Genomic DNA, 22,871 nt, shown 5'->3' with positions numbered 1-22,871 from the left:
CGGCGCGGCCGTCCCCGGCGCGGCCGCGCGGGGGCTGCGTTCATCCGGTCTCTGGCGGATCATGGGACGGAGGTGAACCGATGACCGAAGTCCTCCTCCTGGCCGTGGCGCTCCTCCTGGCGGTGGCCTGTGGCGCCTTCGTCGCGGCCGAGTTCTCGCTGACCACGGTCGAGCGCAGCGAGCTGGAACGGGCGGCCGAACGCGGGGAGCGCGGCGCGGCCGGGGCGCTGAAGGCCGTGCGGAGCCTCACCTACCAGCTCTCCGGCGCGCAGCTCGGCATCACCGTGACCAATCTGGTCGTCGGCATGCTGGCCGAGCCGTCCGTCGCGGCCCTGCTGGCCGGGCCGCTCACCGCGATGGGGGTACCCCAGTCGGCCGTCCGCTCGGCCGCGCTGGTGCTCGGCACCTTTCTGTCGACCGTCGTGCTGATGGTCGTCGGCGAGCTGGTGCCCAAGAACTGGGCCATCTCCCGGCCGCTGCCGGTCGCCAAGGCCGTGGCCACCCCGCAGCGCGTCTTCAGCTTCGTCTTCCGCCCGCTGATCAGCCATCTCAACAACACCGCCAACCACACCGTGCGGCGGATGGGCCTGGAGCCCGCCGAGGAGCTGGCCTCCGCGCGCGGCCCGCAGGAGCTGATCGCCCTCGCCCGGCACTCCGCCAAGGAGGGCGCGCTGGAGAAGGACACCGCCGAGCTGTTCGTCCGCACCCTCAACCTCGCCGAGCTCACCGCGGAGAACGTGATGACCCCGAGGGTGCGGGTGGTGGCGCTGGACGTACGGGCCACCGCCGAGGACGTCGCCAACGCGACCCGCGCCACCGGGCTGTCCCGCTTCCCCGTCTACCAGAGCAGCCTGGACACGGTGACCGGCCTCGTCCACATCAAGGACGTCCTGGCGGTCCCCGCCGAGGAGCGGCCCCGCCGCCCGGTCTCCGATCTGATGCGCGAGGCGCTGTTCGTCCCGGAGCCGCTGACCGTGGACCGGCTGCTGGACCGGCTCTCGACGCAGCGCAGCATGGCCGTGGTCATCGACGAGTACGGCGGTACGGCCGGGGTCGTCACGCTGGAGGACATCGTCGAGGAGGTGGTCGGCGAGGTCCGCGACGAGCACGATCCGCACGAGACCCCCCATCTGATTCCGATGGGCCGGGACACGGAGGGCCATATGCTCTACGACGCGGACGGCGCGGCCCGCGTCGATCAGCTGGAGCGCATCGGGCTACGCGTGCCGCCGGGCCCGTACGAGACCCTGGCCGGGATGATCGCCACCGAGCTGGGCCGGATCCCGGCCGTCGGCGACACCGTCGAGCAGGCGGGCTGGTTCATGGAGGTGCGCAAGGTGACGAGCCACCGGGCGGCCCGGGTCCGGCTGCGGGCGCCGGTGCGCGGTGCCGGGAGCGATGGCGACGGCGGCGTGCCCGGGGCCGAGGGGGCGGCGGGCCGATGACCGTCCTCCAGCTGCTCATCGGCCTGCTGACGCTGGTCCTCAACGCCTTCTTCGTGGGCGCGGAGTTCGCCCTGATCTCGGTGCGCCGCAGCCAGATCGATCCACACGCCCAGCAGGGCGACCGGCGGGCGCGGTCCGTGCTGTGGGCCCTGGAGCACCTCTCCGCGCTGCTGGCCGCGGCCCAGCTCGGGATCACGCTGTGCACGCTGGTGCTGGGCGCCGTCGCGGAACCGGCCATCGCGCATCTGCTGGAGCCGTTCTTCCATGTGGTGGGGCTGCCGCTGGGGCTGGTGCACCCGGTCTCGTTCGTGATCGCGCTGACCGTGGCCACCTATCTGCACATGCTGTTCGGCGAGATGGTGCCGAAGAACGTGGCGCTGGCCGAGCCGGTGCGCACCGCGCTGCTGCTCGGCCCGCCCCTGGTCGCCCTCGCCCGCACCCTGCGCCCGGTGATCTTCGGGGTGAACTCCCTGGCGAACGGGCTGCTGAAGCTGATGCGCGTGGAGCCCAAGGGCGAGGTCGCGGCGACCTTCTCCGATGCCGAGCTGGCCCGGATGGTCTCGGACTCCAGCGAGGCCGGGCTGCTGGACGACCGGTCCACCGAGCGGCTGCGGGACGCGCTGGAGCTGGGCCGGCGACGGGTGCGGGATGTCGTGCTGCCCATGGAGCAGGTGGTCAAGACGCAGCTCGGGGTGACCCCCGAGGAGCTGGAACAGCTGGCGGCGCGGACCGGCTTCTCGCGGTTCCCGGTGGTTGACGACTCCGGGCGGATCCTGGGCTATCTGCATGTGAAGGACGCGCTGGACGCAGGGCCCCGGGATGTGCCGTTCGGCCCCGATCAGCTGCGCCCGATCCCCCGGGTGCGGTCCCATACGCCGCTGGACGACGTGCTCACCGCGATGCGCGACAGCCGCACCCACCTCGCGGCGGTCATCGCCGCGGACGGACGGCTGGAGGGGCTGGTGACCATGGAGGACGTGCTGCGCGAGCTGGTGGCCTGATCACAGCCGGCCGGGCCTGATCGCATATGGGCCGCGCGCCGACATTCCTCGTCGCCTCCGGTCACTCCTCGATGCGTCTGGACTCATGGGCGATGATGCACTCCTGCCAATGGGCCAGCGCCTCCTCCCGTCCCCCGCCGCCCTCCTCGGCCACCGTCACCAGCGCATGGGCGGCCATCGCGGCGAGCCGCACCGCGACCCGGCACGCATCGCGCATCTCGAGCGGCTCCAGGAGGGCGGCGGCGCCCTCCCCGTCGTCGGCGAGCGCGGCGGCGACGATGGCCATGGTCGTGCGGTCGCATTCGAAGGCATCCACGTCGACCAGACTGCCCCGCCACGCGGCGCGCGGAACCCCGCGCGGTCCAAGCGGGCCAACCGGAGGGCATCGCCCGGACGGCCGCGCGAGGCTCAGCGGCGGGGGCCCGGGGCGGTTCCGGGGCCGGTGCCGGGCCGGGTGCCCATCGGGTCGTAGCGGAAGATCACGTACTCGACCCGGCCGATGACCTTGGCGCGGTTCGTCCGCCGGTACAGCTCCGGTGGCCGGAAGATGTTGTCGTCATAGATGTCCGCGCCGGGCTCCAGATTCCAGCTGACCGTCGTCCCGTTCCGCGCCCCGCCCTCGAAGTAGATGTGGGTCATCGCCATGCGGCTCATCATGCTCGCGGTCGGCGGTCAACGCAGCCCGCGCACCGGGATAGGATCGCCTGCGCCATGCAGACGAACATCACCTACAGCAGCTTTGTCGCGGTCGGCGACTCCTTCACCGAGGGAATGTCGGACCGGCTCCCCGACGGTACCTACCGAGGCTGGGCGGATCTGCTCGCCGGTCGGCTCGCGGCCCGCAACCCCGGCTTCCGCTACGCCAACCTCGCGGTCCGCGGCAAGCTGATCGGGCAGATCGTCGAGGAGCAGACGGGCCCGGCGGCGGCCATGGGCGCCGATCTGGTGACCCTGGTCGGCGGGCTGAACGATGTGCTGCGGCCGAAATGCGATGTGGGCCGGGTGTGCGCCCTGCTGGAAGAGGCCGTCGAGCGGCTGGCGCCCACCTGCAAGCGGCTGGTGCTGATGCGCAGCCCGGGGCGGCGCGGGCCGGTGTTCGCGCGGTTCGAGCCACGGTTGGAGCGGCTGTTCTCGGTCATCGACGAGCTGGGCGCACGGCATGACGCGACCGTCGTGGACCTGTTCGCCTCCCAGTCCGTCGGGGACCCCCGGATGTGGGACGAGGACCGGCTGCATCTGAACGCCGAGGGGCACCGGCGGGTCGCCGAGGCCGTATGGCAGGCACTGGGCCATGAGCCGGAGGCCGACTGGGACGCGCCCCTGCCGCCCGCGGTGCCCGTCGGCTGGATAGCCCGCCGCACCTCGGATGTGCGGTTCGCCCGCCAGCATCTCGGGCCGTGGATCGGCAGGCGGCTGACCGGCCGCTCCTCGGGTGACGGGCGCGCCCCCAAGCGTGCCGAGCTGCTGCCGTACGAGGACTGATCCGCAGCCGATCCGCAGCCTGATGGGTCACTGATGTGCAGGGCCCACGCCCGTCCGCGCCCCGGGCCCTGCGGAGGGATCCCTCGGCCACCGGTCTGGCCTGCGAGGACGGCCAGTAGACTCTGTGCACGTGACTGGTAAGCCGCGCATTCCGAACGTCCTGGCCAACCGCTACGCCTCCACGGAGCTGGCCGTCCTCTGGTCCCCCGAGTACAAGGTGACGCTGGAGCGGCGGCTGTGGCTCGCCGTGCTGCGCGCCCAGAAGGACCTCGGCATCGAGGTGCCGGACGCCGCCCTCGCCGACTACGAGCGGGTTCTGGAGACCGTCGACCTGGCCTCGATCGCCGAGCGCGAGAAGGTCACCCGCCACGATGTGAAGGCCCGCATCGAGGAGTTCAACGCCCTCGCCGGCCATGAGCAGGTGCACAAGGGCATGACCTCCCGCGACCTCACCGAGAACGTGGAGCAGCTCCAGATCCGGCTCTCCCTGGAGCTGGTGCGGGACCGTACGGTCGCGGTGCTGGCCCGGCTCGGCAAGCTGGCCGCCGACCACGCCGAGCTGGTGATGGCCGGCCGGTCGCACAATGTCGCGGCGCAGGCCACCACGCTCGGCAAGCGGTTCGCCACCGCGGCGGACGAGCTGCTGGTGGCGTACGGGCGGCTGGAGAACCTGCTGGGCCGCTATCCGCTGCGGGGCATCAAGGGCCCGGTCGGCACCGCGCAGGACATGCTGGACCTGCTCGGCGGCGACGCGGCGAAGCTGGCCGAGATGGAGCGGCGGATCGCCGGCCACCTGGGCTTCGGGCAGGCGTTCACCTCCGTCGGCCAGGTCTATCCGCGCTCGCTGGACTACGACGTCGTCACCGCGCTGGTGCAGCTGGCCGCGGCCCCGTCCTCGCTGGCCAAGACCATCCGGCTGATGGCCGGACACGAGCTGGTGACCGAGGGTTTCAAGCCCGGCCAGGTCGGCTCGTCCGCGATGCCGCACAAGATGAACACCCGCTCCTGCGAGCGCGTCAACGGCCTCGCCGTGATCCTGCGCGGCTACGCCTCGATGACCGGCGAGCTGGCGGGCGACCAGTGGAACGAGGGCGACGTCTCCTGCTCGGTGGTGCGCCGGGTCGCGCTGCCGGACGCGTTCTTCGCCTTCGACGGGCTGCTGGAGACCTTCCTGACCGTGCTCGACGAGTTCGGCGCCTTCCCCGCCGTCGTCGCCCGTGAGCTGGACCGCTACCTCCCCTTCCTCGCCACCACGAAGGTGCTGATGGGCGCCGTACGGGCCGGGGTGGGCCGCGAGGTCGCCCATGAGGCGATCAAGGAGCACGCGGTGGCCGCGGCCCTGGCGATGCGCGAGCGGGGCGCCGAGCGCAATGAGCTGCTCGACTCGCTCGCCGCCGATGAGCGGATCCCGCTGGACCGGGCCGCGTTGGACGCGCTGATGGACGACAAGCTCTCCTTCACGGGCGCGGCCGCGGACCAGGTGGGCGCGGTGGTCGCCCGGATCGAGGAGATCGTCAAGGAGCGTCCGGAGGCCGCCGCCTACAGCCCCGGCTCGATCCTCTGACGTCGGCGATGACCCCCGCCGAACGGGAGGCCGCCCGCGACCGTCTCGTCCCCGATGTGGTCGGGGACGGTCTGCGGGTCCTCTTCTGCGGTATCAACCCCGGGCTGATGACAGCCGCCACCGGCCACCACTTCGCCCGCCCCGGCAACCGCTTCTGGCCCACGTTGCACGCTTCGGGCTTCACCCCGAGGCAGTTGCACCCGTCCGAGCAGACGGAGCTGGTGCGCTACGGCCTGGGCATCACCAATGTGGTGGCGCGCGCCAGTGCGCGGGCCGATGAGCTGAGCGACGAGGAGTACCGGGAGGGCGGCCGGATCCTGGAGGAGAAGGTGCTCCGGCTGCGGCCGCGCTGGCTGGCGGTGGCGGGGGTCACCGCCTACCGGGTCGCCTTCGGCGACAAGAAGGCGAAGATCGGCCCGCAGACGCGCACGATAGGGAACACCCGCATCTGGGCCCTGCCGAACCCCAGCGGGCTCAACGCGCACTGGACACTGGCGACGATGGCGGAGGAGTACGGCCGCCTGCGCGCCGCCGCCGAGGCGGACGGCTAGGCGCACGCCGAGGCCGGAGGAAGGGGCCGGCGGGAGGGCGTCATATCGTCCCCTCCTCCCCTATCGCCACCAGCAGCTGGAAAGGCAGCTCGCGGTCGCCCTGCCCGACCCCTAGGCCGACCCAGCGGCCGTCGACACGCCAGACGCGCAGCTCGGGTACGTAACCGCACAGGGTGTCCAACGGAGGCGGCACCGGCTCGCCCATCGCCGAGCGCTCCAGGGAGTCGGTGAGGTCGAGGACGTCGGGGACACCCCACCGTAAGGTCAGCGCTTGGTCCAGCGCGCTCAGCTCGGCCTCGAACTCCTCCAGCACCTCCTCGACCCGGCTCAGATCCGCGTCCCAGAAGTCCTCGCTGACCCGGAGGTCGGCGACATGGAAGCCGGGGCCGCTCTCCACCCGCCCGTCGGCGGTCCGCTGCGCGGGGAACTCCCGCACGCGCAGCTGATCGATCGTGGCCACATGGTCCGCCGTACTGGTCATGATGTCAGTAAACCGCGTAGGTCGGACATCTGGCCGTCCGTCAGATGGCCCGCGCGACGGCCGGGCGGCCCGAGCCGGCAGCAGGCACTCGCCGCCTCCGCGCCCAGCGGATACGATCCGGCAGATACGCACTGGGAGGGAGGCCGACGTTGGGGCGGCTCACCGGCGGGGATCCGTCTCTGCTGCGACGCATCAACTCCGCCGTGGTACTGCACGCGTTGCGCGCGGCGACCGCGTCCGGCGTGGCCACCGAGGGTGGCCCGGACGACGCGGGCGGCTGTGCCGGAAGCGCGAGCCTCACCGATCTCACGCGGGTGACCGGGCTGTCCCGGCCCACCGTCGAGGGCGTGATCGACGGGCTGGCCGACAGCGGTCTGGTGGTCGAGGTGCCCGCCGAGGAGGGCGGGGTCCGCCGCCAGGGACGCCCCGCGCGCCGCTTCCGCTTCCGGGCCGAGGCCGGGCATCTGCTGGGCATAGAGATAGGGGCGCACCGGGTCGCCGCGCTCCTGTCGGACCTCGACGGACACGCCCTCGGCTCGATTGTGCGCGAGGTCTCGGAGAAGGCATCGGCGGACGAGCGGCTGGAGCGGGTGCGCACCGCCGTCGCGGATCTGCTGCGGCGCGCGGGGGTGGCCCGGTTCTCGCTGCGCGCGGTCGGAGTGGGCAGCCCCGGCATCGTCGAGGCCGACGGCACCGTCCATCTGTGCACCGCGCTCCCCGGCTGGACCGGGCTGCCCCTGGGCGAGCGGCTGCGGCGGTCCTTCCGCTGTCCGGTGCTGGTGGAGAACGACGCGAACACGGCGGCGGTCGCCGAGCACTGGAAGGGCGCGGCGGCCGGTTCGGACGATGTGGTCTTCGTGCTGGCCGGGCTGAGCCCGGGGGCCGGGTCGTTGATCGGCGGCCGGCTCCACCGTGGCTTCGGCGGCGCCGCCGGGGAAATCGGGGCGCTGCATCTGCTGGGCCGCGAGGCCGCCCCGGAGGAGGTGCTCTCCACGACCGGGGAGCCGCTGAACCCACTGGACGAGGCGCAGGTCGCGCGTGTCTTCGCGCTGGCCCGCGACGGCGACGTACGGGCCCGCGCGGCCGTGGACCGCTTCGTCCGCAGGCTGGTGCACGACACGGCGGCCCTGGTGCTGGCGCTGGACCCCGAGGTCGTCGTGGTCGGCGGCTGGGCCGCAGGACTGGACGGTGTGCTGGCCCCGCTGCGCGATGAGCTGTCCCGCTACTGTCTGCGGGCCCCGGAGGTCACGCTCTCGCTGCTCGGCGAGGCGGCGGTGACCACGGGGGCGCTGCGGCTGGCCCTCGACCATGTGGAGCAGGAGCTCTTCGCGGTCGACAGCACGGTGACGACCCGCCGCGCGAGCCGCTGACACTGGACGCGGGGCGGGCCGTTTCGGGTAGCGGAGTGCGTACGCAGCGGCGGCGCGCCCCGCACGATGCGCCGGGCCCACGCCGCGGGACGGGCCCGGATCAGCCCGCCAGAAGCTCCTCGCCCGCCGCGTCACCGAAGGTGAGCCGGCAGGTGTCGGCCCGGTAGGTGGCCACGGCGACGGCCGCGATGCGGCCCTCGGCCACATAGCGGGTGGTCACGATGAGGACGGGAGCGCCGGGCAGCCGGTCGAGCTCCTTGGCGTCGTCCGCGCGGGCCGAGCCCAGCTCCACGGACTGCTCACGGCCCTCCAGCTCCAGCCGGCGCAGCTCGCGCAGCACCGCGCGGGCGCGGGCCAGCCCGCTGGGGGTGTCGATGGCGGCGAGGCCGGGGACGGACTCGGCCGGTACGTACAGCAGCTCGGCGGCGAGCGGCTGGCCGTGGGTCATCCGGGTGCGGCGCACCCGGTGGACCAGGGCGTCGGGGGCGAGCTCCAGCAGCCGGGCGACCTCGGCGGGCGGCACGGCCTCGGTGCTGTCCACGGTCTGCCAGGTGTCCTCGCCGGAGGTGTCGGTCCAGCCGTGGGCGTAGTCCCCGACGGCGACGCCGACGCGGGGCGGGGCGACGGTGGTGCCGACGCCGCGGCGGCGCTGCAGCCTGCCCTCCAGCTCGAGCTGCTCGAGGGCCTGGCGGAGGGTGGCGCGGGCGACGCCGAAGCGGGCTGCCAGCTCACGCTCGTTGGGCAGGATCTCCCCGACCGCGAACTCCGAGTCGAGCGCGTCGCTGAGCACGGTCTTCAGATGCCAGTACTTGGGCTCGGGCACCGATTCCAGCTGCGTGGTCCCCACGCTGTCCCCCTTGATTCCGCCGGCCGACAGTCCTGCGCGCCTTCACAGTTATGCGCGCTTCTTTATTAAAGGTTGTTGCAGTATCAATGTGACCATAAGGCGGCGTGCGAACTTGGTCAAGACCAATCCCGTGACCGGTTATCGTCGGTGACCGTCGGAACGAAATGCGTTACGGGGCGGGAGCTGAGCACGCGGATGGGCATGGACCAGGTCACGGTGGTCACCGGAGGCAGTCGCGGTATCGGCGCGGCGGTGGCGGTGCGGCTCGCCCGCGCCGGACACAGCGTCGCCATCGGCTACGAGAGGGCCCAGGACGCGGCCGAGCGGTGGGCGGCCGCGGTGCGCGCGGAGGGTGTGCGGTCGGTGGCCGTCCAGGCCGACACCAGCGACGCGGATCAGGTCGAGGCGATGTTCGACCGGGTGCGGGAGGAGCTGGGCCCGATCACCGGCCTGGTCAACAACGCGGGGATCACGGGGCCGTTGGGCCGCTTCACCGAGACCTCGCCGGAGGTGATGCGCCGCGTCGTGGACGTCAATGTGACCGGGGCCCTGCTGTGCGCCCGGCGGGCGGCACGCGAGATGTCCACCCGCCACGGCGGGCAGGGCGGCGCCATCGTCAACATCTCCTCGGGCGCGGCGACGACCGGCAGCCCCGGGGAGTATGTGCACTACGCGGCCAGCAAGGCGGCGGTCGACGCGATGACCGTCGGGCTGTCGAAGGAGCTGGCGGCGGAGGGGATCCGGGTCAACTCCGTCCAGCCCGGGATGACGCTGACCGACATCCACGCACGGATGGGCGACCCCGAGCGGCCGTGGCGCAACCCCGGGCGGGTGCCGATGGGGCGCCCGGGCGAGCCGGAGGAGATCGCGGGCGCGGTGGCGTGGCTGCTGTCGCCGGAGGCGTCGTACACGACGGGCGCGGTGCTGCGGGTCGCGGGCGGGCTGTAGCCGCGCCGCGGGCATCGCGCACCGCGCACCGCGCACCGCGCACCGCGCACCGCGCACCGCGCACCGGGGCTACCCTCCGGTAACTCTTACTGACATGCTGTCTCATACGCCGCATCCGCGCCTGCCCGAACGCCGATCGCGAGGAGCCATCCCATGCCCGCGTCCCTCTCCTTCTCCGTCGCCACCCCCGGCGGCCCCCGCACCGCCCGGGTCGTGCACGAACGGCGCGGCGCGGGGCGGCCGTTGGTGCTGCTGCACGGCATCGGCCACCACTGGCAGGCGTGGGAGCCCGTGCTGGACATCCTCGCGGTCGAGCGCGAGGTGATCGCCGTGGATCTGCCCGGCTTCGGGGCGTCGGACGCACTGCCCGACGGCATCCCCTACGACCTCGACGGCGTCATACGGGTGCTCGGCGCGCTCTTCGAAACCCTTGGCGTCAAGCGCCCCGACGTGGCGGGGAACTCGCTGGGCGGGCTGCTCGCCCTGGAGCTGGGCCGGCTCGGACTCGTACGGTCCGTCACCGCGCTGTCCCCGGCCCAGTTCTGGAACGAGGCCGAGCGCCGCTACGCCTTCGGCGTGCTGTCCGTCATGCGAGCCGGCGCGCGGGCGCTGCCGCCGCCGCTGGTGGCGTGGCTGGCCCGCGGCGCCGCCGGACGGGCCGCGCTGACCGGCGCCATCTACGCCCGGCCCGCGCGGCGTTCACCGGCCGCGGTCGTCGCCGAGACGCGGGCGATGCGTGAGGCGGTCGGCTTCGACGCCACGCTGGCCGCCGGAGACTCCGAGCTGTTCACGCATGACATCCCCGAGATCCCGGTCACCATCGCCTGGGGCTCGCGCGACCGGGTGCTGCCGCGCCGCCAGGGCGTCCGCGCCAAGCGGGTCATCCCCGGCGCCCGGCTGGTCCGGCTCCCCGGCTGCGGCCACGTGCCCATGAACGACGACCCGGCGCTGGTCGCCCGCGTCATCCTGGACGGCAGCCGCTGACGAGCGGCTTCCCGCCCGGCACCCCGGATCTCCCGCTGGCTCCCGCGCGCCGCCCGGTCCGCGGCCCCGTGGGTGTTCCGCACGGGGCCGCGTACCGCGCCGCATAGGGCTACCGGCCGACCAGCCCCGGCCGCAGGACCTTGGTGAAGAGCACCTTGCCGCCGTCCTCGCGCAGCCGGACCGTCATCTCGGCGCTGTCACCGTCGATGTCCACCTCGCCGTAGAACTGGAAGCCTTCGGCGGGCGAGACGTTCGCCACGGTCGGCGCCTTGACGAAGGGCTGCTCGGGGCCGAACGTGCCGTCCAGCTTCACCGAGGGGAAGGCACCCGCGTTCAGCGGACCGGAGACGAACTCCCAGAACGGCGCGAAGTCCTTGAACGCCGCCCGCGAGGGGTCGTAGTGCTGCGCCGAGGTGTAGTGGACGTCCGCCGTCAGCCACACCGTGCCGGTGATCTTGCGGTGCTTGATGTGCCGGAGCAGGTCGGCCATCTGCAGCTCACGGCCGAGCGGGGCGCCCGGGTCGCCCTGCGCGACGGCCTCGAAGTCGGTGCCCCCGTCCGGGACCACCAGGCCCAGCGGCATATCGCAGGCGATGACCTTCCACACCGCGCGCGACCGCGACAGCTCGCGCTTGAGCCACCTCAGCTGCTCGGCGCCGAGGATGCCCTGGGCGTCCTCCGGCCGGCGGTTCGGCGAGTTGGCGTCGCGGTACGTGCGGCAGTCCAGCACGAAGACGTCCAGCAGCGGGCCGTGGCGCTGGACCCGGTAGACGCGGCCGCTCGCGTCCGGCCGCAGCGTGCTGATCGGGAAGTACTCGGCGAACGCCTGGCGCGCGCGGGCGGCCAGCACGTCGACGTTCTTCTCGGTGTAGCGGTCGTCGACGAGGATCTCGCCCGGGTACCAGTTGTTGAGCACCTCGTGGTCGTCCCACTGGGTGATGGTCGGCACCTCGGCGTGGAAGCGGCGCAGCGCGGCGTCCAGGAGGTTGTAGCGGAAGTTGCCGCGGTACTCGTCGAGCGTCTCGGCGACCTTGGTCTTCTCCGGGGTGACGAGATTGCGCCAGGTGGAACCGTCGGGCAGCTTGACGGTCTCGGTCATCGGCCCGTCGGCGTAGATGTTGTCGCCGCTGCACAGGAAGAAGTCCGGCTCGCGGCGGCGCATCTCCTCGAAGACGCGGTAGCCGCCGTGGTCCGGGTTGATGCCCCAGCCCTGCCCCGCCAGATCGCCCGACCACACGAAGCGCACGTCCTTACGGCGCTCGGGAACCGTACGGAACGTGCCGTGGACCGCCTCACTGGTGCGGCGCGGGTCCTCCGGGTCGGCCAGCAGCACCCGGTAGTGCACCTGGCTCCCGGCGGGCAGGCCGTGCAGCGCGGTGCGCCCGGTGAAGTCGGTGCCGGGGCCGACCAGCGGGCCCCGCCACCGCTTGGCCCGCGCGAAGGACTCGGTCGCGGACGTCTCCACGATCATGCGGGCCGGGCGGTCGGAGCGGACCCACACCAGCCCCGAAGACGTCGTCACATCGCCCACCTGCACGCCCCACTGGGCGCTCGGACGCCCCGACAGCGCTTGAGCGGGCGCGCCGGACGCGGCCGACGCGGCCGACGCCACGGCGGGCACCGCGAGCGCCGCCGACGCGGCCGCCGACCCCTGCAGTACCGTGCGCCGTCCGATCCCTCTGCCGGATTCCCGCCCCATGGTGCCCTCCATCGCTCGTAGAACTGCTGTGCTGTGGTGTTTGTTACCGGTGCAAGATGCCGCTCGTACGAACGCCCAGTGAATAACCGGGCGCCCGCACCGGGGAAGTGCCCCGCGCGCCGTCCCCGAGAAGTCGCCGTAAGGGCGCCACGTTTCCGCGCTGGGCACCGTAAGGCCGCCGCGTACCGTAGGGGCATGGGATCCACCGATGCCCCCGGCCCGGCCTCCCGTCTCACCTATCCGGAGGTGGGCGCCACCCGGCGGTGGCCGCTGCCCGCCGGCTATCGCCATCTGCGGGTGCCAACCCGTGTCGGCCACGGGCGGGGCACGTTCGAGGCGGCCGGACGGGCGGTCATGGACTGGCGGATGCACCGGGCGGTGGGGGTGTCGATCCGGGCCGCGGATCCGGTCGCCACCCCGGGGCGGCCGGTCGTGGTGGGTCTGGGGATCGGACGGCTGCGGCTGCGCGCGCCGTGCGAGGTGGTGTGGACGGTCGCGGAGGAGACCCGGACCGGCTTCGCGTACGGCACGCTGCCCGGCCATCCGGAACGCGGCGAGGAGTCGTTCCTGGTGGAACTGGAGCCGGATGGCTCGGTGGTGCTGACGGTGACAGCGTTCAGCCGCCCGGACTCCTGGCTCTGCCGGGCCGGCGGGCCGCTGGTGCCGCTCTTCCAGCGGGCGTACGCACGGCGTTGCGGCAGGGTACTGCGCAGGTGGGCGGTAGGGTGACGGAACCCCGGACTTCAACCTTTTGATTTCGGACAAAATAAGCTTCTGTTATCAGATGCGCCCTTAACCCATAGGTCACAGTCCGTTCGTGATCACGCAACACCTTTGCGCGAGGGTGTTTGCATGACATTTCGAGCGACCCCCGAGCCCCCGTCCCCGCGCCGCCCCCGCTGGCGGCACGAGCTGGTCGCATGGTGGTCACGGCGCCAGGACCACGCGCCGCCGGGCACCTCACCCTCGCCCGCGGCCGACGCACACACCGCCCACGCCGCGGGCGCCCCGGAGACCACGGACCCCGAGGCCACCACGCTGTGGCGGATGCGCGCGACCGTACGGGACGAGCCGGGCACCCTCGCCGCGCTGTGCGCGGCGCTGGCCGGGCACCGGGTCGACATCCTGGCCCTGCAGACCCATCCGCTGACGGACGGCACGGTGGACGAGTTCCTGCTGCGCGCGCCCGAGGCCCTGCCGTCCACCGAGCTGAGCGACGCCGTCGCGGCCGCGGGCGGCAGCGACACCTGGGTCGAGCGGGCCGATGCGCACGACCTGGTGGACGCCCCGACCCGGGCGCTGACCCTGGCCACCCGCACCGCCCTGGACGCCGCCGAACTCCCGCTCGCCCTGCGCCAGCTGTTCGGCCGCTGCACCATCCACTCGGTTCCCGCCAAGTCCTTCAGCGGCCGCTCCCTGGAGAGCACCCCGCCGGCCGAAGGTGTCCTGGAGGAGACCGTGATGCGGCTGCGCGACCCGTCCGGCGGCGCGATCATCATCGAGCGGCCGTATCTGCCGTTCACCCCGACCGAGTTCGCCCGGGCCCGCGCGCTGGTCGAGCTGGACGCCCGGCTCGGCCCGCGGATCCCGCACGACGGTGATGTGCTGACGCTGCCCGAGGGCAACGCCATCACCGTGCGCCGCGCCGACGTGGGCGACCTGGCCGCGGCCCGGGAGATGCACGCCCGCTGCTCCCCCGCGACGCTCGGGCTGCGCTACCACGGCTCCGTCGGCGACGCCGACCGCTACCTCGCCCATCTGCTGAGCCCGCGCTTCGGCCGCACCCTGGCCGCGTACACCGCCTCCGGGCGGCTGGTCGCCCTCGGCCATCTGCTGTGGGACGGGGACGAGGCCGAGGTCGCGCTGATCGTCGAGGACGAGTGGCAGCGGCGCGGTGTCGGCGGGGAACTGCTGCGGCGGCTGGTCGCGATGGCCGCCGAGACCGGCTACGGATGCGTCTACGCCGTCACCCAGTCGGCCAACACCGGCATGGTGACCGCGATGCGCTCCCTCGAACTGCCGCTGGACTACCAGATCGAGCAGGGCACGCTGGTGATCAGCGCCCGCCTGGACCCGGCACCGGCACCGGTCCCCCCGCTGCCGCACTCGCGCTGACACCGGCCGGGACGTCGCCGTGGGCCGCGGGTCGCGCCCGGTGGGCGCCGCGCCCGGCCGGGCCGCCGTCGAGCGCCTGGTCCAGGTCGCGCCACACATCCTCGACGTCCTCGAGCCCCACGGACATCCGCAGCAGCCGGTCGCCGATCCCCGAGGAGTGGCGGTCCCCCTCGGCCACGATCCGGTGGCTGATGGAGGCCGGGTGCTGGATGAGGGTGTCCACGCTGCCCAGGCTGACCGCCGGGGTGATCAGCCGCACTCCGGCGATCACCGCATGCGGATCGCCGTGGGTCTCGAAGGCCACCATCGCCCCGCCGATCCGCGGATAGTGGACGCGGGCCACCCGGGGGTCGGTGGCCAGCCGCCGGGCCAGCTCGGCCGCGGTCGCCGAGGCGGCCCGCATCCGTACGGGCAGCGTGGACAGTCCGCGCAGCAGCAGATATCCGGCGAGCGGATGCAGCACCCCGCCGGTGGCGAACCGCACCTGACGCAGCGCCCGGGCGAACTCCTCGTCGCAGGCCACCACGCCGCCCATCACATCGCCGTGTCCGCCGAGGTACTTGGTGGCGCTGTGCAGGACGGCGCTCGCGCCCCGCTCGGCCGGGCGCTGCAGCACCGGTGTGGCGAAGGTGTTGTCCGCGAGCAGCGGGACCGTGCCGCAGGAGTGGGCGACGGCCCGCAGATCGACTTCGGCGAGCGTCGGATTGGCCGGGGTCTCCACCATGACGAGACCGGTGTCGGGGCGTATCGCCGCCGCGATCCCGGCCGGATCCACCCAGGTGACCTCGGTGCCCAGCAGCCCGGCGTCCAGCAGATGGTCGCTGCATCCGTACAGCGGGCGGACCGCGACCACATGCCGCAGCCCCTGGGCCCCGCGCGCCAGCAGACACGCGCTGAGCGCCGCCATACCACTGGCGAACGCGACCGCGCTCTCGGTGCCCTCCAGCCGGGTCAGGGCGGTCTCGAAGCGGGCCACGGTGGGATTGTCCAGGCGGGCGTAGACGGGCGGGCCGTCCGGCCGGGCGCCGGTGGCGGCGAAAGCGTCGATCCTGGCGGCCTCCTGGCAGCTGTCGTACGAGGGGTTGCCAACCGCTGACCAAGGAGTGAGCGTGAGCCCGCTTTAGCTCGATCGTGTGATGGTCGGCTTCCAGGGTTGCGGTGGTCTTTGCGGGTCGAGGTAGCGTGAAGTCGCGATCTGGGACGCCGGGTTCGGTGCCAGCGTGCGGGGCCCCTGCTCCACCGGAGTGATGGTTCAGGGCCTCCCCGTCGCCTTCGGCCGAGCCCACAGGCCAGGTCGCACAGGGAACCGGCCTCCCGGGACCGGACCACGGACAAGATCCGTGTCGCCGCCCCGGGGTCGAGTACGCCGGGGACCAGCACGCCCAAAACCGTTCGGGGCGCGCCAGTGTGCGGGACCACTCCCACTCACTGCTCAGGAACGGTAGGTCGTCGACAGGTCCAGCGGCGCCACGTGCACTCCGGCGGGCGCGGGGAAGGTGCCCGCCGGGTCGCCCGGCTGCGCCGCTCCGGCGTGATCCTCGGCCATGAACTCCGCCTGGACCCCGCCAAGCTGGGACGCGGTCTCGAGGCCCTGCTCTCGGTCCAGCTCCGGCCCCACCGCCGGGAGCTGGTCGGCCCCTTCGTGGAGCGGATCCGGGCGCTGCCCGAGTCCCGGTCGCTGTTCCATCTGGCCGGACCGGACGACTATCTGGTGCATGTCGCGGTGGCCGACACCGCCGATCTGCAGCGGCTGGTGCTGGACGAGTTCACCTCGCGCCGCGAGGTGGCCCGGGTCGAGACCCGGCTGATCTTCCAGCAGTGGAGCTGCGGCCCCCTGCTGCCGCCCGCCCGAGACGGCTCGGCAATCTCGTAGCACACCTCTGTTCCCGCTCGTCACACTCCCGTGGTGCTGACGCCGCACCCCGGAACGTACGAGGATGGGCCGCATGTCCGATACCAAGAACGCTCCGCTGCCCCGTCAGGTCGCCGACAGCTATGTCGACGCCCTCATCGAACTCGACCCGATCACCGGCACCTACCTGGGCGTTCCCGAGAGTTCCCGGCGCCTCCCGGACTTCTCCCCCGACGGGGCCGAGGCCGTCGCCGACCTCTCCCGCACCACCCTGGCCCGGCTGGCCGAGGCCGAGGCGCGCCCCGGCGCGGACAGCGACGCCGAGCGCCGCTGCGCCCGGCTGCTGCGGGAGCGGCTGACCGCCGAGCTCGCCGTGCACGACGCCCACGAGGGGCTGCGCGCGGTCAGCAACCTGAGCTCCCCGCTGCACTCGGTGCGCGGCATCTTCACCGTGATGCCCAGCGAGACCGAGGAGGACTGGGCGGCCGTCGCGGCCCGGCTGCGCGCCGTACCGGCCGCGCTGGAGGGATACCGCGCCTCGCTCGCCGAGGGGCTGCGGCGGAACCTGCCGGCCGGGCCCCGGCAGGTGACCACGGTCCTGGAGCAGTTGACGGAGTGGATCGGCACGGACGGCGGCTGGTTCGCCGACTTCACCGCCGAGGGCCCCGACGCGCTGCGCGGTGAGCTGGACGAGGCGGCCGCCGAGGCGACGGGTGCGCTGGTCGCGCTCCGCGACTGGCTGCGCGAGACCTACGCCCCGGCCGTCGAGGGTGCCCCCGATGTGGTGGGGCGCGAGCGCTACCGCCGCTGGGCCCGGATGTGGAACGGCACCGATCTCGATCTGGACGAGGCGTACGCGTACGGCTGGTCGGAATTCCACCGTATTCACGCCGAGATGCGCACCGAGGCCGAGAAGATCCTGCCCGGCGCCAACCCGTGGGAGGCCCTGCGCCACCTCGACACCCACGGTGCGCATATCGAGGGCGTCGAGGAGACGCGGGTGTGGCTGCAGGAGCTGATGGACGAGGCCATCGAGGAACTGAACGGCACCCACTTCGACCTGGCCGAGCGGGTCAAGCGGGTCGAGTCGATGATCGCGCCGCCGGGCAGCGCGGCGGCGCCGTACTACACCCAGCCGTCGGTGGACTTCTCCCGCCCCGGCCGGACCTGGCTGCCCACGATGGGCGAGACCCGCTTCCCCGTCTACGACCTGGTCTCCACCTGGTACCACGAGGGCGTCCCCGGCCACCATCTGCAGCTCGCCCAGTGGGCGCACGTCTCCGACCAGCTCTCCCGCTACCAGGCCACGGTCGGCATGGTCAGCGCCAACGCGGAGGGCTGGGCGCTGTACGCGGAGCGGCTCATGGACGAGCTGGGCTTCCTGTCGGACCCGGAGCGGCGGCTGGGCTATCTGGACGCGCAGATGATGCGGGCGCTGCGGGTGATCGTCGACATCGGGATGCATCTGGAGCTGGCGATCCCCGCCGATTCGCCCTTCCATCCCGGTGAGCGGTGGACCCCGGAGCTGGCACGTGAGTTCTTCGGGCTGCACTGCGGCCGTCCGGCGGAGTTCCTCGACAGTGAGCTGGTGCGCTATCTGGGCATGCCGGGCCAGGCCATCGGCTACAAGCTGGGCGAGCGGGCCTGGCTGACGGGGCGGGAGGCGGCCCGTAAGGCGCACGGCGACGCCTTCGACGCCAAGAAGTGGCATATGGCGGCGCTGTCGCAGGGTTCGCTGGGTCTCGACGACCTGGTGGATGAGCTGTCGGCGCTCTGAGTCCGCGCTGAGCGCGCGGGGCGGGCCGCGTCCTTACGGGGGTACGGCCCGCCTTACGGTGCGGCCCGTCCTCCCGCTAGTGCGCGGCGGCCGTACGGTGGCGTACGGCCGAGCCCTCGCGGCCCTTGACGACCTCCAGCTGGGCGGGGATCCGCCGGCGCAGATCGGCGACATGGCTGACGATGCCGACCGTACGGTCCCGCTCGCGCAGCGAGTCGAGCACGTCCATGACCTCGTCCAGGGTCTGCTCGTCGAGGCTGCCGAACCCCTCGTCGATGAAGAGGGTGTCCAGGCGGACCCCGCCCGCCTCGTCGGTGACCACGTCCGCCAGGCCCAGCGCGAGGGCGAGCGAGGCGGAGAAGGTCTCGCCGCCGGAGAGGGTGGCGGTGTCGCGTTCGCTGCCGGTCCAGGCGTCGATGACATGCAGCCCGAGACCGGAGCGGCCGCGCCCGCCGGAGCGGGCGTCGGAGTGCACCAGGGTGTAGCGCCCGGAGGACATGTGGCGCAGCCGCGCGCTCGCCGCCGCCGCGACCTGTTCCAGCCGGGCCGCCAGGACGTACGCCTCCAGCCGCATCCTGCGCTCGTTGTCCGTGGACGTGCCCGCGGCGAGCGAGGCGAGGCGGGCGATCCGGTCGTGGTCCGCGCGCAGCGGGGCGAGCCGGCGGGCGTCGGCCACCGCCTGCGCGCCGAGCGCGTCGAGGTCCTCGCAGCGGGTGCGGGCCGCGGCGTCCGCGGCCGAGGCATCGCGCAGCGCGCGGGTGGCCGCGTCGGCCGCCGTCTGCGCCGCCGCGGGGTCGGCGGGCGGCGCCTGCGCGGCGGCGAGCAGCCTGGGGGCGGACAGCTCGGCCGCGGCCGCCGCCGACTCCGTCTGCCATGCGTCGAGACGGCGGCGCGCCTCGCGCTGCCGGTCCGGGGGCAGCACGGCCTCGGCGGCCTGTTCCGGGGTCTCGAACCCGGCCCGGTACGCGGCGTCGGCGAGCCGGGCGTCGGCCTCCTTCAGCCGGCTCGCGGCCGCCTCGGCACCCCGCGCCGCCTCGGCGGCGCGGGCCAGTAGCCCCGCCTGCCGCTCGAGCCGCGCCGCGCGCTCGGCGACGGTGGCGTCCGCCCCGCGCGCCTGCTCCAGCTCCGCCAGCAGCGCGGCCCGCTCCCCGGCCAGGGTTTCGCGGCGCGAGGTGCGGGCGGCCGCCCGCCGCTCGGCCTCCTGCCGCTGCGCCGTACGCCGTGCGTGCTCGCCCTCGGCCCGGTCCAGGGCCTCGCGGGCGGCGTGCCCGTCGGCCGCCGCGTCACGGGCCTCGGCAAACGCGGCCCGCAACTCGGCCAGGGTCCGGTCGAGTTCGGCCGCGTCCTCGCCCTCGGCCGTGGCCTCCGCGCCCGCGTGGGCCTCCCGCAGCGCGTTCCGGGTGCGCTCGGCCTCCTCGCGGGCCTCCTCGGCGCGCTGGGAGTCCGCCAGCGCGGCCTCCTCCGCCGTACGGTCCACATGCCCGGCCCCGGGCCGGGCCGGGCCCGGGTGCTCGGTCGCCCCGCACACCGCGCAGGGCTCTCCCGCGCGCAGCCCGGCCGCCAGCTCGGCGGCGATGCCGCGCAGCCGGGCCTCCTTGAGGTCGAGCCAGTTCTGCCGCGCGGCGGCGGCGCCTTCCCGCGCCCGCAACAGCTCCTCCCGCGCCTGCCGCTCCTGCCCGGCGAGCCGGTCCCGCCGCCGGGCGGCCTCAAGGCGCCGCTCGGCGGGCTCGATCCGCCCGCCGAGCTGCTCGGCCCGGGTGGTGGCCTCCTGCGCGGCCGCGACCCGCCGCTGATGCGCCCGGTGGGTCTCCTCCCACCCGGCGAGCCACTCGGCGGCCTCCTCGATCGCCTCGTCGTCGGCGTGGGCCTCCCGGTCGAGCGCGGCGATCTCGCCGACCACGGCCTCGGCCCGCGCCTCCCTCCGCCGAGCGGCCCCCAACGCCCCGAGCTCCTCCCGCACCCGCCGCTCAACCCGCCCCAACCACTCGGCATCGGCCTCGCCGAGCACCGCGGACGCGTCCGAGCCGTACCGGTCACGTTCGCCCGGGGCCACCGCCTCCCGCCCCCAAGCGCGCGCCTCACCGGATGACGCCGGGCCCGGCGAAGCCCCTCGTCCGTGCCCACCGTGCTCAACCGCCGTGCCCGGCGCGGCGGCCGCGCTCGCGTGCCGGGTGGTCTCGTCCGGGGGCTCGGTGCCCTGGGCGGGCAGGAACGTGCCGGGCGATGTCGTCGGGGCGGGGGGTGTGCGCTGGTCGGGGATGTCAGGGATCGCCGCGAGGGCCGTCGCCGCCAGGCCGGGTTCGGCGGTCAGGCGGGCGCGGGCCTGGAGTTCGGTGGCCTCGGCCGTGCGGTGGTCGCGGGCGGCGGCGGTGCGCAGATCGAGCGCGGGGACCACCGCGTCGGCCGCGCGGGCTCGTTCCAGCAGCTCGCGCAGCCGGTCGTGGTCGGGCCGCTGGCGTTCGAGGTCGTCCGCCCGGCGGCGGGCCTCGGCGTGGCGGCGTTGCAGCTCGGCCCGTTCGCGTGTCGCGTCGGCGGCCCGCTGGGCGGCGTCGTGGGCGGCCTCGGCGGCCCGTACGGCGGAGAGCGCGATGTCCCGCCGTTCGCGCGCGCCGGTGCGGGCGACGGCGGCCCACTCCAGGACGGCGTCGGCCAGGCCCGGCTCACCGGGGGTCAGCTCGGGCAGCGGATGCCCGTCGAGCTCCGTGGTGCGGCCCGCCGCCTGCGCCATCCGGTGGGCGAGCCCGAGCAGCCGCTCGTCCCCGGTCGCGACCCGCTTCTCCGCCGCCCGCCGCAGCTCCGCCAGCCGCTCCTCGACGGCGGCGAAGCGGCCGGTGTCGAACAGCTTGCCCAGCAGCTTGCCGCGCGCCATTTCGTCCGCGCGCAGAAAGCGGGCGAAGTCGCCCTGCGGCAACAGCACCACCTGGCAGAACTGCTCCCGGCTCATGCCGAGCAGCTGCCCCATCTCCTCACCGATCTCCTGGTGGGAGCGGCTGAGTGCCTTCCACTGGCCCGCCCCGGATGCCGAAGCGGGCGCCGCCGCCGGGGCGTACTCGCGCAGCAGGGTCTGCGCCTTCTCCCGCGTCATCCCCGTGCCCCGCTTCTTGGGGCGCGGCTGCTCGGGGCGCCGGGTGATCTCCAGGCGCCGCTCGCCGACGGTGAATTCGAGAACGACCTCGGTCGGGGTCAGCGGTTCGGCGTGGTCGCTGCGCAGCGAGAGTCCACTGCCCTGGCGGGCGCCGGGCACCTGGCCGTACAGCGCGTAGCAGACCGCGTCCAGGACCGACGTCTTACCGGCGCCGGTCGGCCCGTGCAGCAGGAAGAGCCCGGCGGCGGACAGCTCATCGAAGTCGATCTTCTGGGTGGCGCCGAACGGGCCGAAGGCCGTGACGGCGAGCCGGTGCAGCCTCATCGCGCCGCCTCCCCCATCGTCGCTCCCGCGGTCGCCGCCCCGGCGCCGCTCTCCTCGCCGGGCACAACGCCCTCGTGCGCCGCGCTCCGTACGGCCTCCAGCGCGTCGCCGAGCAGCGCGCGCTCCGCCTCGTCCGGGCCGCGGCCGCCGCGCACATGGGCCACGAAGTCCTCGGCGATCTGCCGGTCCGAGCGGCCGCGCAGCCGCTGCGCGTACGAGGCGAGCGGATCCTCGGGGGGCCGCTCGGGGTCGAAGACCAGCGTGAGCACGTGGGGGAAGCGCCGCGCCAGCCGGGCCATCGGCTCCTGCGGCCGCACCGCGTCGGTCAGCGTGGCCTCGACCCACGCCTCCTCGTGGCGGTCGAGGTCCGGGTCGTCCAGCAGCTCCTCGATCCGGCCGCGGATGCGGGCCAGCGGCCGCGGCACCGGGCAGTCCACCCGTTCGCACGACGGCGCCTCGCCCGCCGCCCCCAGCTCCACCACCCACAGGGACTTGCGGTGCGCCGCCTCGGAGAAGGAGTACGCGAGTGGGGAGCCCGAGTAGCGGATGCGCTCGGTGATGGTCTGGCAGCCATGGAGATGGCCGAGCGCGGCGTAGTCGACGCCGTCGAAAACGTCGGCGGGTACGGAGGCGACTCCGCCGACCGTGATGTCCCGCTCGCTGTCGCTGACCGCGCCACCGGCGACGAAGGCGTGCGCGAGGACGACGGAGCGGGTGCCGGACGGCCGGGTGGCGAGGTCGGCGCGCACCCGGTCCATGGCGGCGCCCAGCACCGCCGTATGACCGGCTGCGGAGGCGCCCAACTCCTCACGCACCAGGCCGGGTTCGAGATACGGCAGACCGTAGAAGGCCACCTCGCCGTGGTCGTCGGAGAGGACGACGGGGGTGGCACATCCGGCGGGGTCGGTGCGCAGGTGGATCCCGGCCCGGTCGATCAGCCCGGCGCCGACGCCGAGACGGCGGGCCGAGTCATGGTTGCCGGAGATCATGACCGTGGGCACGCCGAGGTCCGCGAGCCGGTGCAGCGCGTCGTCGAAGAGCTCGACGGCGGCGAGCGGCGGCACGGCCCGGTCGTAGATGTCACCCGCGACGACCACCGCGTCGATGTGCCGCTCGCGCACGGTGGTGACGAGGTGGTCGATGAACTCCCGTTGCGCGGCAAGGAGGCTGACCCGGTGAAAGGACCGTCCGAGGTGCCAGTCGGAGGTGTGCAGCATTCTCACAAGCGGTCTCCGACCTGCACTTCTGTCCTTCCTCCACCCCGGTGGCCAGCATCACACCCGCGACGTGCGTACGGCGCGCGCATCGACCACGTTAGCCGCGGTCGGTGCCCGGTCTCTCACGGA

19 protein-coding genes and 1 pseudogene are annotated in these 22,871 nt (G+C 73.9%); 12 read left to right on the top strand and 8 right to left on the bottom strand.

All coding sequences use genetic code 11. The annotated features are described in order from the left end of the window. Positions 1 to 80: 80 nt before the first annotated feature. Together AS97_RS38835 and AS97_RS38830 are read left to right on the top strand one after the other, a co-directional pair. A complete protein-coding gene (locus tag AS97_RS38835; RefSeq protein WP_210566545.1) occupies positions 81 to 1,445 on the top strand; it encodes a hemolysin family protein in 1,365 nt (454 codons plus the stop codon). Then, positions 1,442 to 2,446, top strand: coding sequence for a hemolysin family protein (locus AS97_RS38830; protein ID WP_059145833.1), 1,005 nt, complete (start codon positions 1,442 to 1,444; stop codon positions 2,444 to 2,446). Before AS97_RS38835 ends, AS97_RS38830 begins: the two co-directional genes overlap by 4 nt. A gap of 61 nt (positions 2,447 to 2,507) precedes the next feature. On the opposite strand, the gene AS97_RS38825 is transcribed toward AS97_RS38830, so the two are convergent. Together AS97_RS38825 and AS97_RS38820 are read right to left on the bottom strand one after the other, a co-directional pair. Continuing rightward, positions 2,508 to 2,732, bottom strand: coding sequence for a hypothetical protein (locus tag AS97_RS38825; RefSeq protein WP_059145889.1), 225 nt, complete (start codon positions 2,730 to 2,732; stop codon positions 2,508 to 2,510). A gap of 122 nt (positions 2,733 to 2,854) precedes the next feature. Continuing rightward, positions 2,855 to 3,091: a hypothetical protein gene (locus tag AS97_RS38820; RefSeq protein ID WP_236669821.1), complete on the bottom strand. Its 237-nt coding sequence runs from the start codon at positions 3,089 to 3,091 to the stop codon at positions 2,855 to 2,857. A gap of 66 nt (positions 3,092 to 3,157) precedes the next feature. Here AS97_RS38820 and AS97_RS38815 point away from each other — a divergent pair, with 66 nt between their 5' ends. From AS97_RS38815 to mug, 3 genes are all read left to right on the top strand, one after another. Further along, positions 3,158 to 3,928, top strand: coding sequence for an SGNH/GDSL hydrolase family protein (locus AS97_RS38815; protein ID WP_059145834.1), 771 nt, complete (start codon positions 3,158 to 3,160; stop codon positions 3,926 to 3,928). Between the two features lie 130 nt (positions 3,929 to 4,058). Continuing rightward, positions 4,059 to 5,492: an adenylosuccinate lyase gene (gene purB / locus AS97_RS38810; protein ID WP_210566544.1), complete on the top strand. Its 1,434-nt coding sequence runs from the start codon at positions 4,059 to 4,061 to the stop codon at positions 5,490 to 5,492. Positions 5,493 to 5,500: 8 nt separating this feature from the next. Continuing rightward, positions 5,501 to 6,043 (top strand): G/U mismatch-specific DNA glycosylase, encoded by a 543-nt coding sequence (gene mug / locus AS97_RS38805; protein WP_086708395.1) that lies wholly within the window; start codon positions 5,501 to 5,503, stop codon positions 6,041 to 6,043. A gap of 40 nt (positions 6,044 to 6,083) precedes the next feature. On the opposite strand, the gene AS97_RS38800 is transcribed toward mug, so the two are convergent. Next, positions 6,084 to 6,524: a hypothetical protein gene (locus AS97_RS38800; RefSeq protein ID WP_059145837.1), complete on the bottom strand. Its 441-nt coding sequence runs from the start codon at positions 6,522 to 6,524 to the stop codon at positions 6,084 to 6,086. Between the two features lie 149 nt (positions 6,525 to 6,673). Here AS97_RS38800 and AS97_RS38795 point away from each other — a divergent pair, with 149 nt between their 5' ends. Then, on the top strand, positions 6,674 to 7,894 hold the full coding sequence (locus tag AS97_RS38795; RefSeq protein ID WP_059145838.1) for an ROK family protein: 1,221 nt from the start codon (positions 6,674 to 6,676) through the stop codon (positions 7,892 to 7,894). Between the two features lie 100 nt (positions 7,895 to 7,994). Here AS97_RS38795 and AS97_RS38790 read toward each other — a convergent pair whose 3' ends face one another. Beyond that, positions 7,995 to 8,741 carry a GntR family transcriptional regulator gene (locus tag AS97_RS38790; RefSeq protein WP_059145839.1) on the bottom strand — a complete coding sequence of 249 codons (747 nt, stop codon included), beginning with the start codon at positions 8,739 to 8,741 and terminating at the stop codon, positions 7,995 to 7,997. 201 nt (positions 8,742 to 8,942) lie between these two features. Here AS97_RS38790 and AS97_RS38785 point away from each other — a divergent pair, with 201 nt between their 5' ends. Then, a complete protein-coding gene (locus AS97_RS38785) occupies positions 8,943 to 9,689 on the top strand; it encodes an SDR family oxidoreductase (protein WP_059145891.1) in 747 nt (248 codons plus the stop codon). 153 nt (positions 9,690 to 9,842) lie between these two features. Beyond that, a complete protein-coding gene (locus AS97_RS38780) occupies positions 9,843 to 10,673 on the top strand; it encodes an alpha/beta hydrolase (protein ID WP_125756778.1) in 831 nt (276 codons plus the stop codon). Between the two features lie 109 nt (positions 10,674 to 10,782). Here the strand turns inward: AS97_RS38780 and AS97_RS38775 are convergent, their stop codons facing one another. Beyond that, positions 10,783 to 12,372: an alkaline phosphatase D family protein gene (locus AS97_RS38775; protein WP_210566543.1), complete on the bottom strand. Its 1,590-nt coding sequence runs from the start codon at positions 12,370 to 12,372 to the stop codon at positions 10,783 to 10,785. 195 nt (positions 12,373 to 12,567) lie between these two features. Between AS97_RS38775 and AS97_RS38770 the strand changes: the two genes are divergently transcribed. Together AS97_RS38770 and AS97_RS38765 are read left to right on the top strand one after the other, a co-directional pair. Further along, positions 12,568 to 13,101, top strand: a complete 534-nt coding sequence (locus AS97_RS38770; protein WP_086708391.1) for a DUF1990 domain-containing protein — start codon at positions 12,568 to 12,570, stop codon at positions 13,099 to 13,101. 123 nt (positions 13,102 to 13,224) lie between these two features. Beyond that, positions 13,225 to 14,487 carry a GNAT family N-acetyltransferase gene (locus AS97_RS38765; RefSeq protein WP_059145843.1) on the top strand — a complete coding sequence of 421 codons (1,263 nt, stop codon included), beginning with the start codon at positions 13,225 to 13,227 and terminating at the stop codon, positions 14,485 to 14,487. On the opposite strand, the pseudogene AS97_RS38760 reads toward AS97_RS38765, so the two are convergent. Next, positions 14,429 to 15,568, bottom strand: a pseudogene (locus AS97_RS38760) (PLP-dependent transferase); the annotation flags it as partial. The gene AS97_RS38765 and the pseudogene AS97_RS38760 sit on opposite strands and share 59 nt — an antisense overlap. Positions 15,569 to 15,958: 390 nt before the next feature. On the opposite strand from AS97_RS38760, the gene AS97_RS38755 reads away from it, so the two are divergent. Both AS97_RS38755 and AS97_RS38750 read left to right on the top strand, forming a co-directional pair. Beyond that, positions 15,959 to 16,360 carry an Lrp/AsnC family transcriptional regulator gene (locus tag AS97_RS38755; RefSeq protein WP_247204626.1) on the top strand — a complete coding sequence of 134 codons (402 nt, stop codon included), beginning with the start codon at positions 15,959 to 15,961 and terminating at the stop codon, positions 16,358 to 16,360. Positions 16,361 to 16,433: 73 nt separating this feature from the next. Continuing rightward, a complete protein-coding gene (locus AS97_RS38750; RefSeq protein WP_210566542.1) occupies positions 16,434 to 18,116 on the top strand; it encodes a DUF885 domain-containing protein in 1,683 nt (560 codons plus the stop codon). Positions 18,117 to 18,192: 76 nt separating this feature from the next. Here AS97_RS38750 and AS97_RS38745 read toward each other — a convergent pair whose 3' ends face one another. Then, positions 18,193 to 21,525, bottom strand: a complete 3,333-nt coding sequence (locus AS97_RS38745) for an SMC family ATPase (protein ID WP_210566541.1) — start codon at positions 21,523 to 21,525, stop codon at positions 18,193 to 18,195. Further along, a complete protein-coding gene (locus AS97_RS38740) occupies positions 21,522 to 22,748 on the bottom strand; it encodes an exonuclease SbcCD subunit D (protein WP_059145847.1) in 1,227 nt (408 codons plus the stop codon). The genes AS97_RS38745 and AS97_RS38740 overlap by 4 nt, the downstream gene beginning before the upstream one ends. Between the last annotated feature and the right edge of the window lie 123 nt (positions 22,749 to 22,871).

Source organism: Streptomyces sp. AgN23 (assembly GCF_001598115.1).
GTDB classification, from domain to species: Bacteria; Actinomycetota; Actinomycetes; order Streptomycetales; family Streptomycetaceae; genus Streptomyces; species Streptomyces antimycoticus.
Note: the sequence above shows the minus strand (reverse complement) of the source record. Positions and strands in the feature narration are given on the sequence as shown.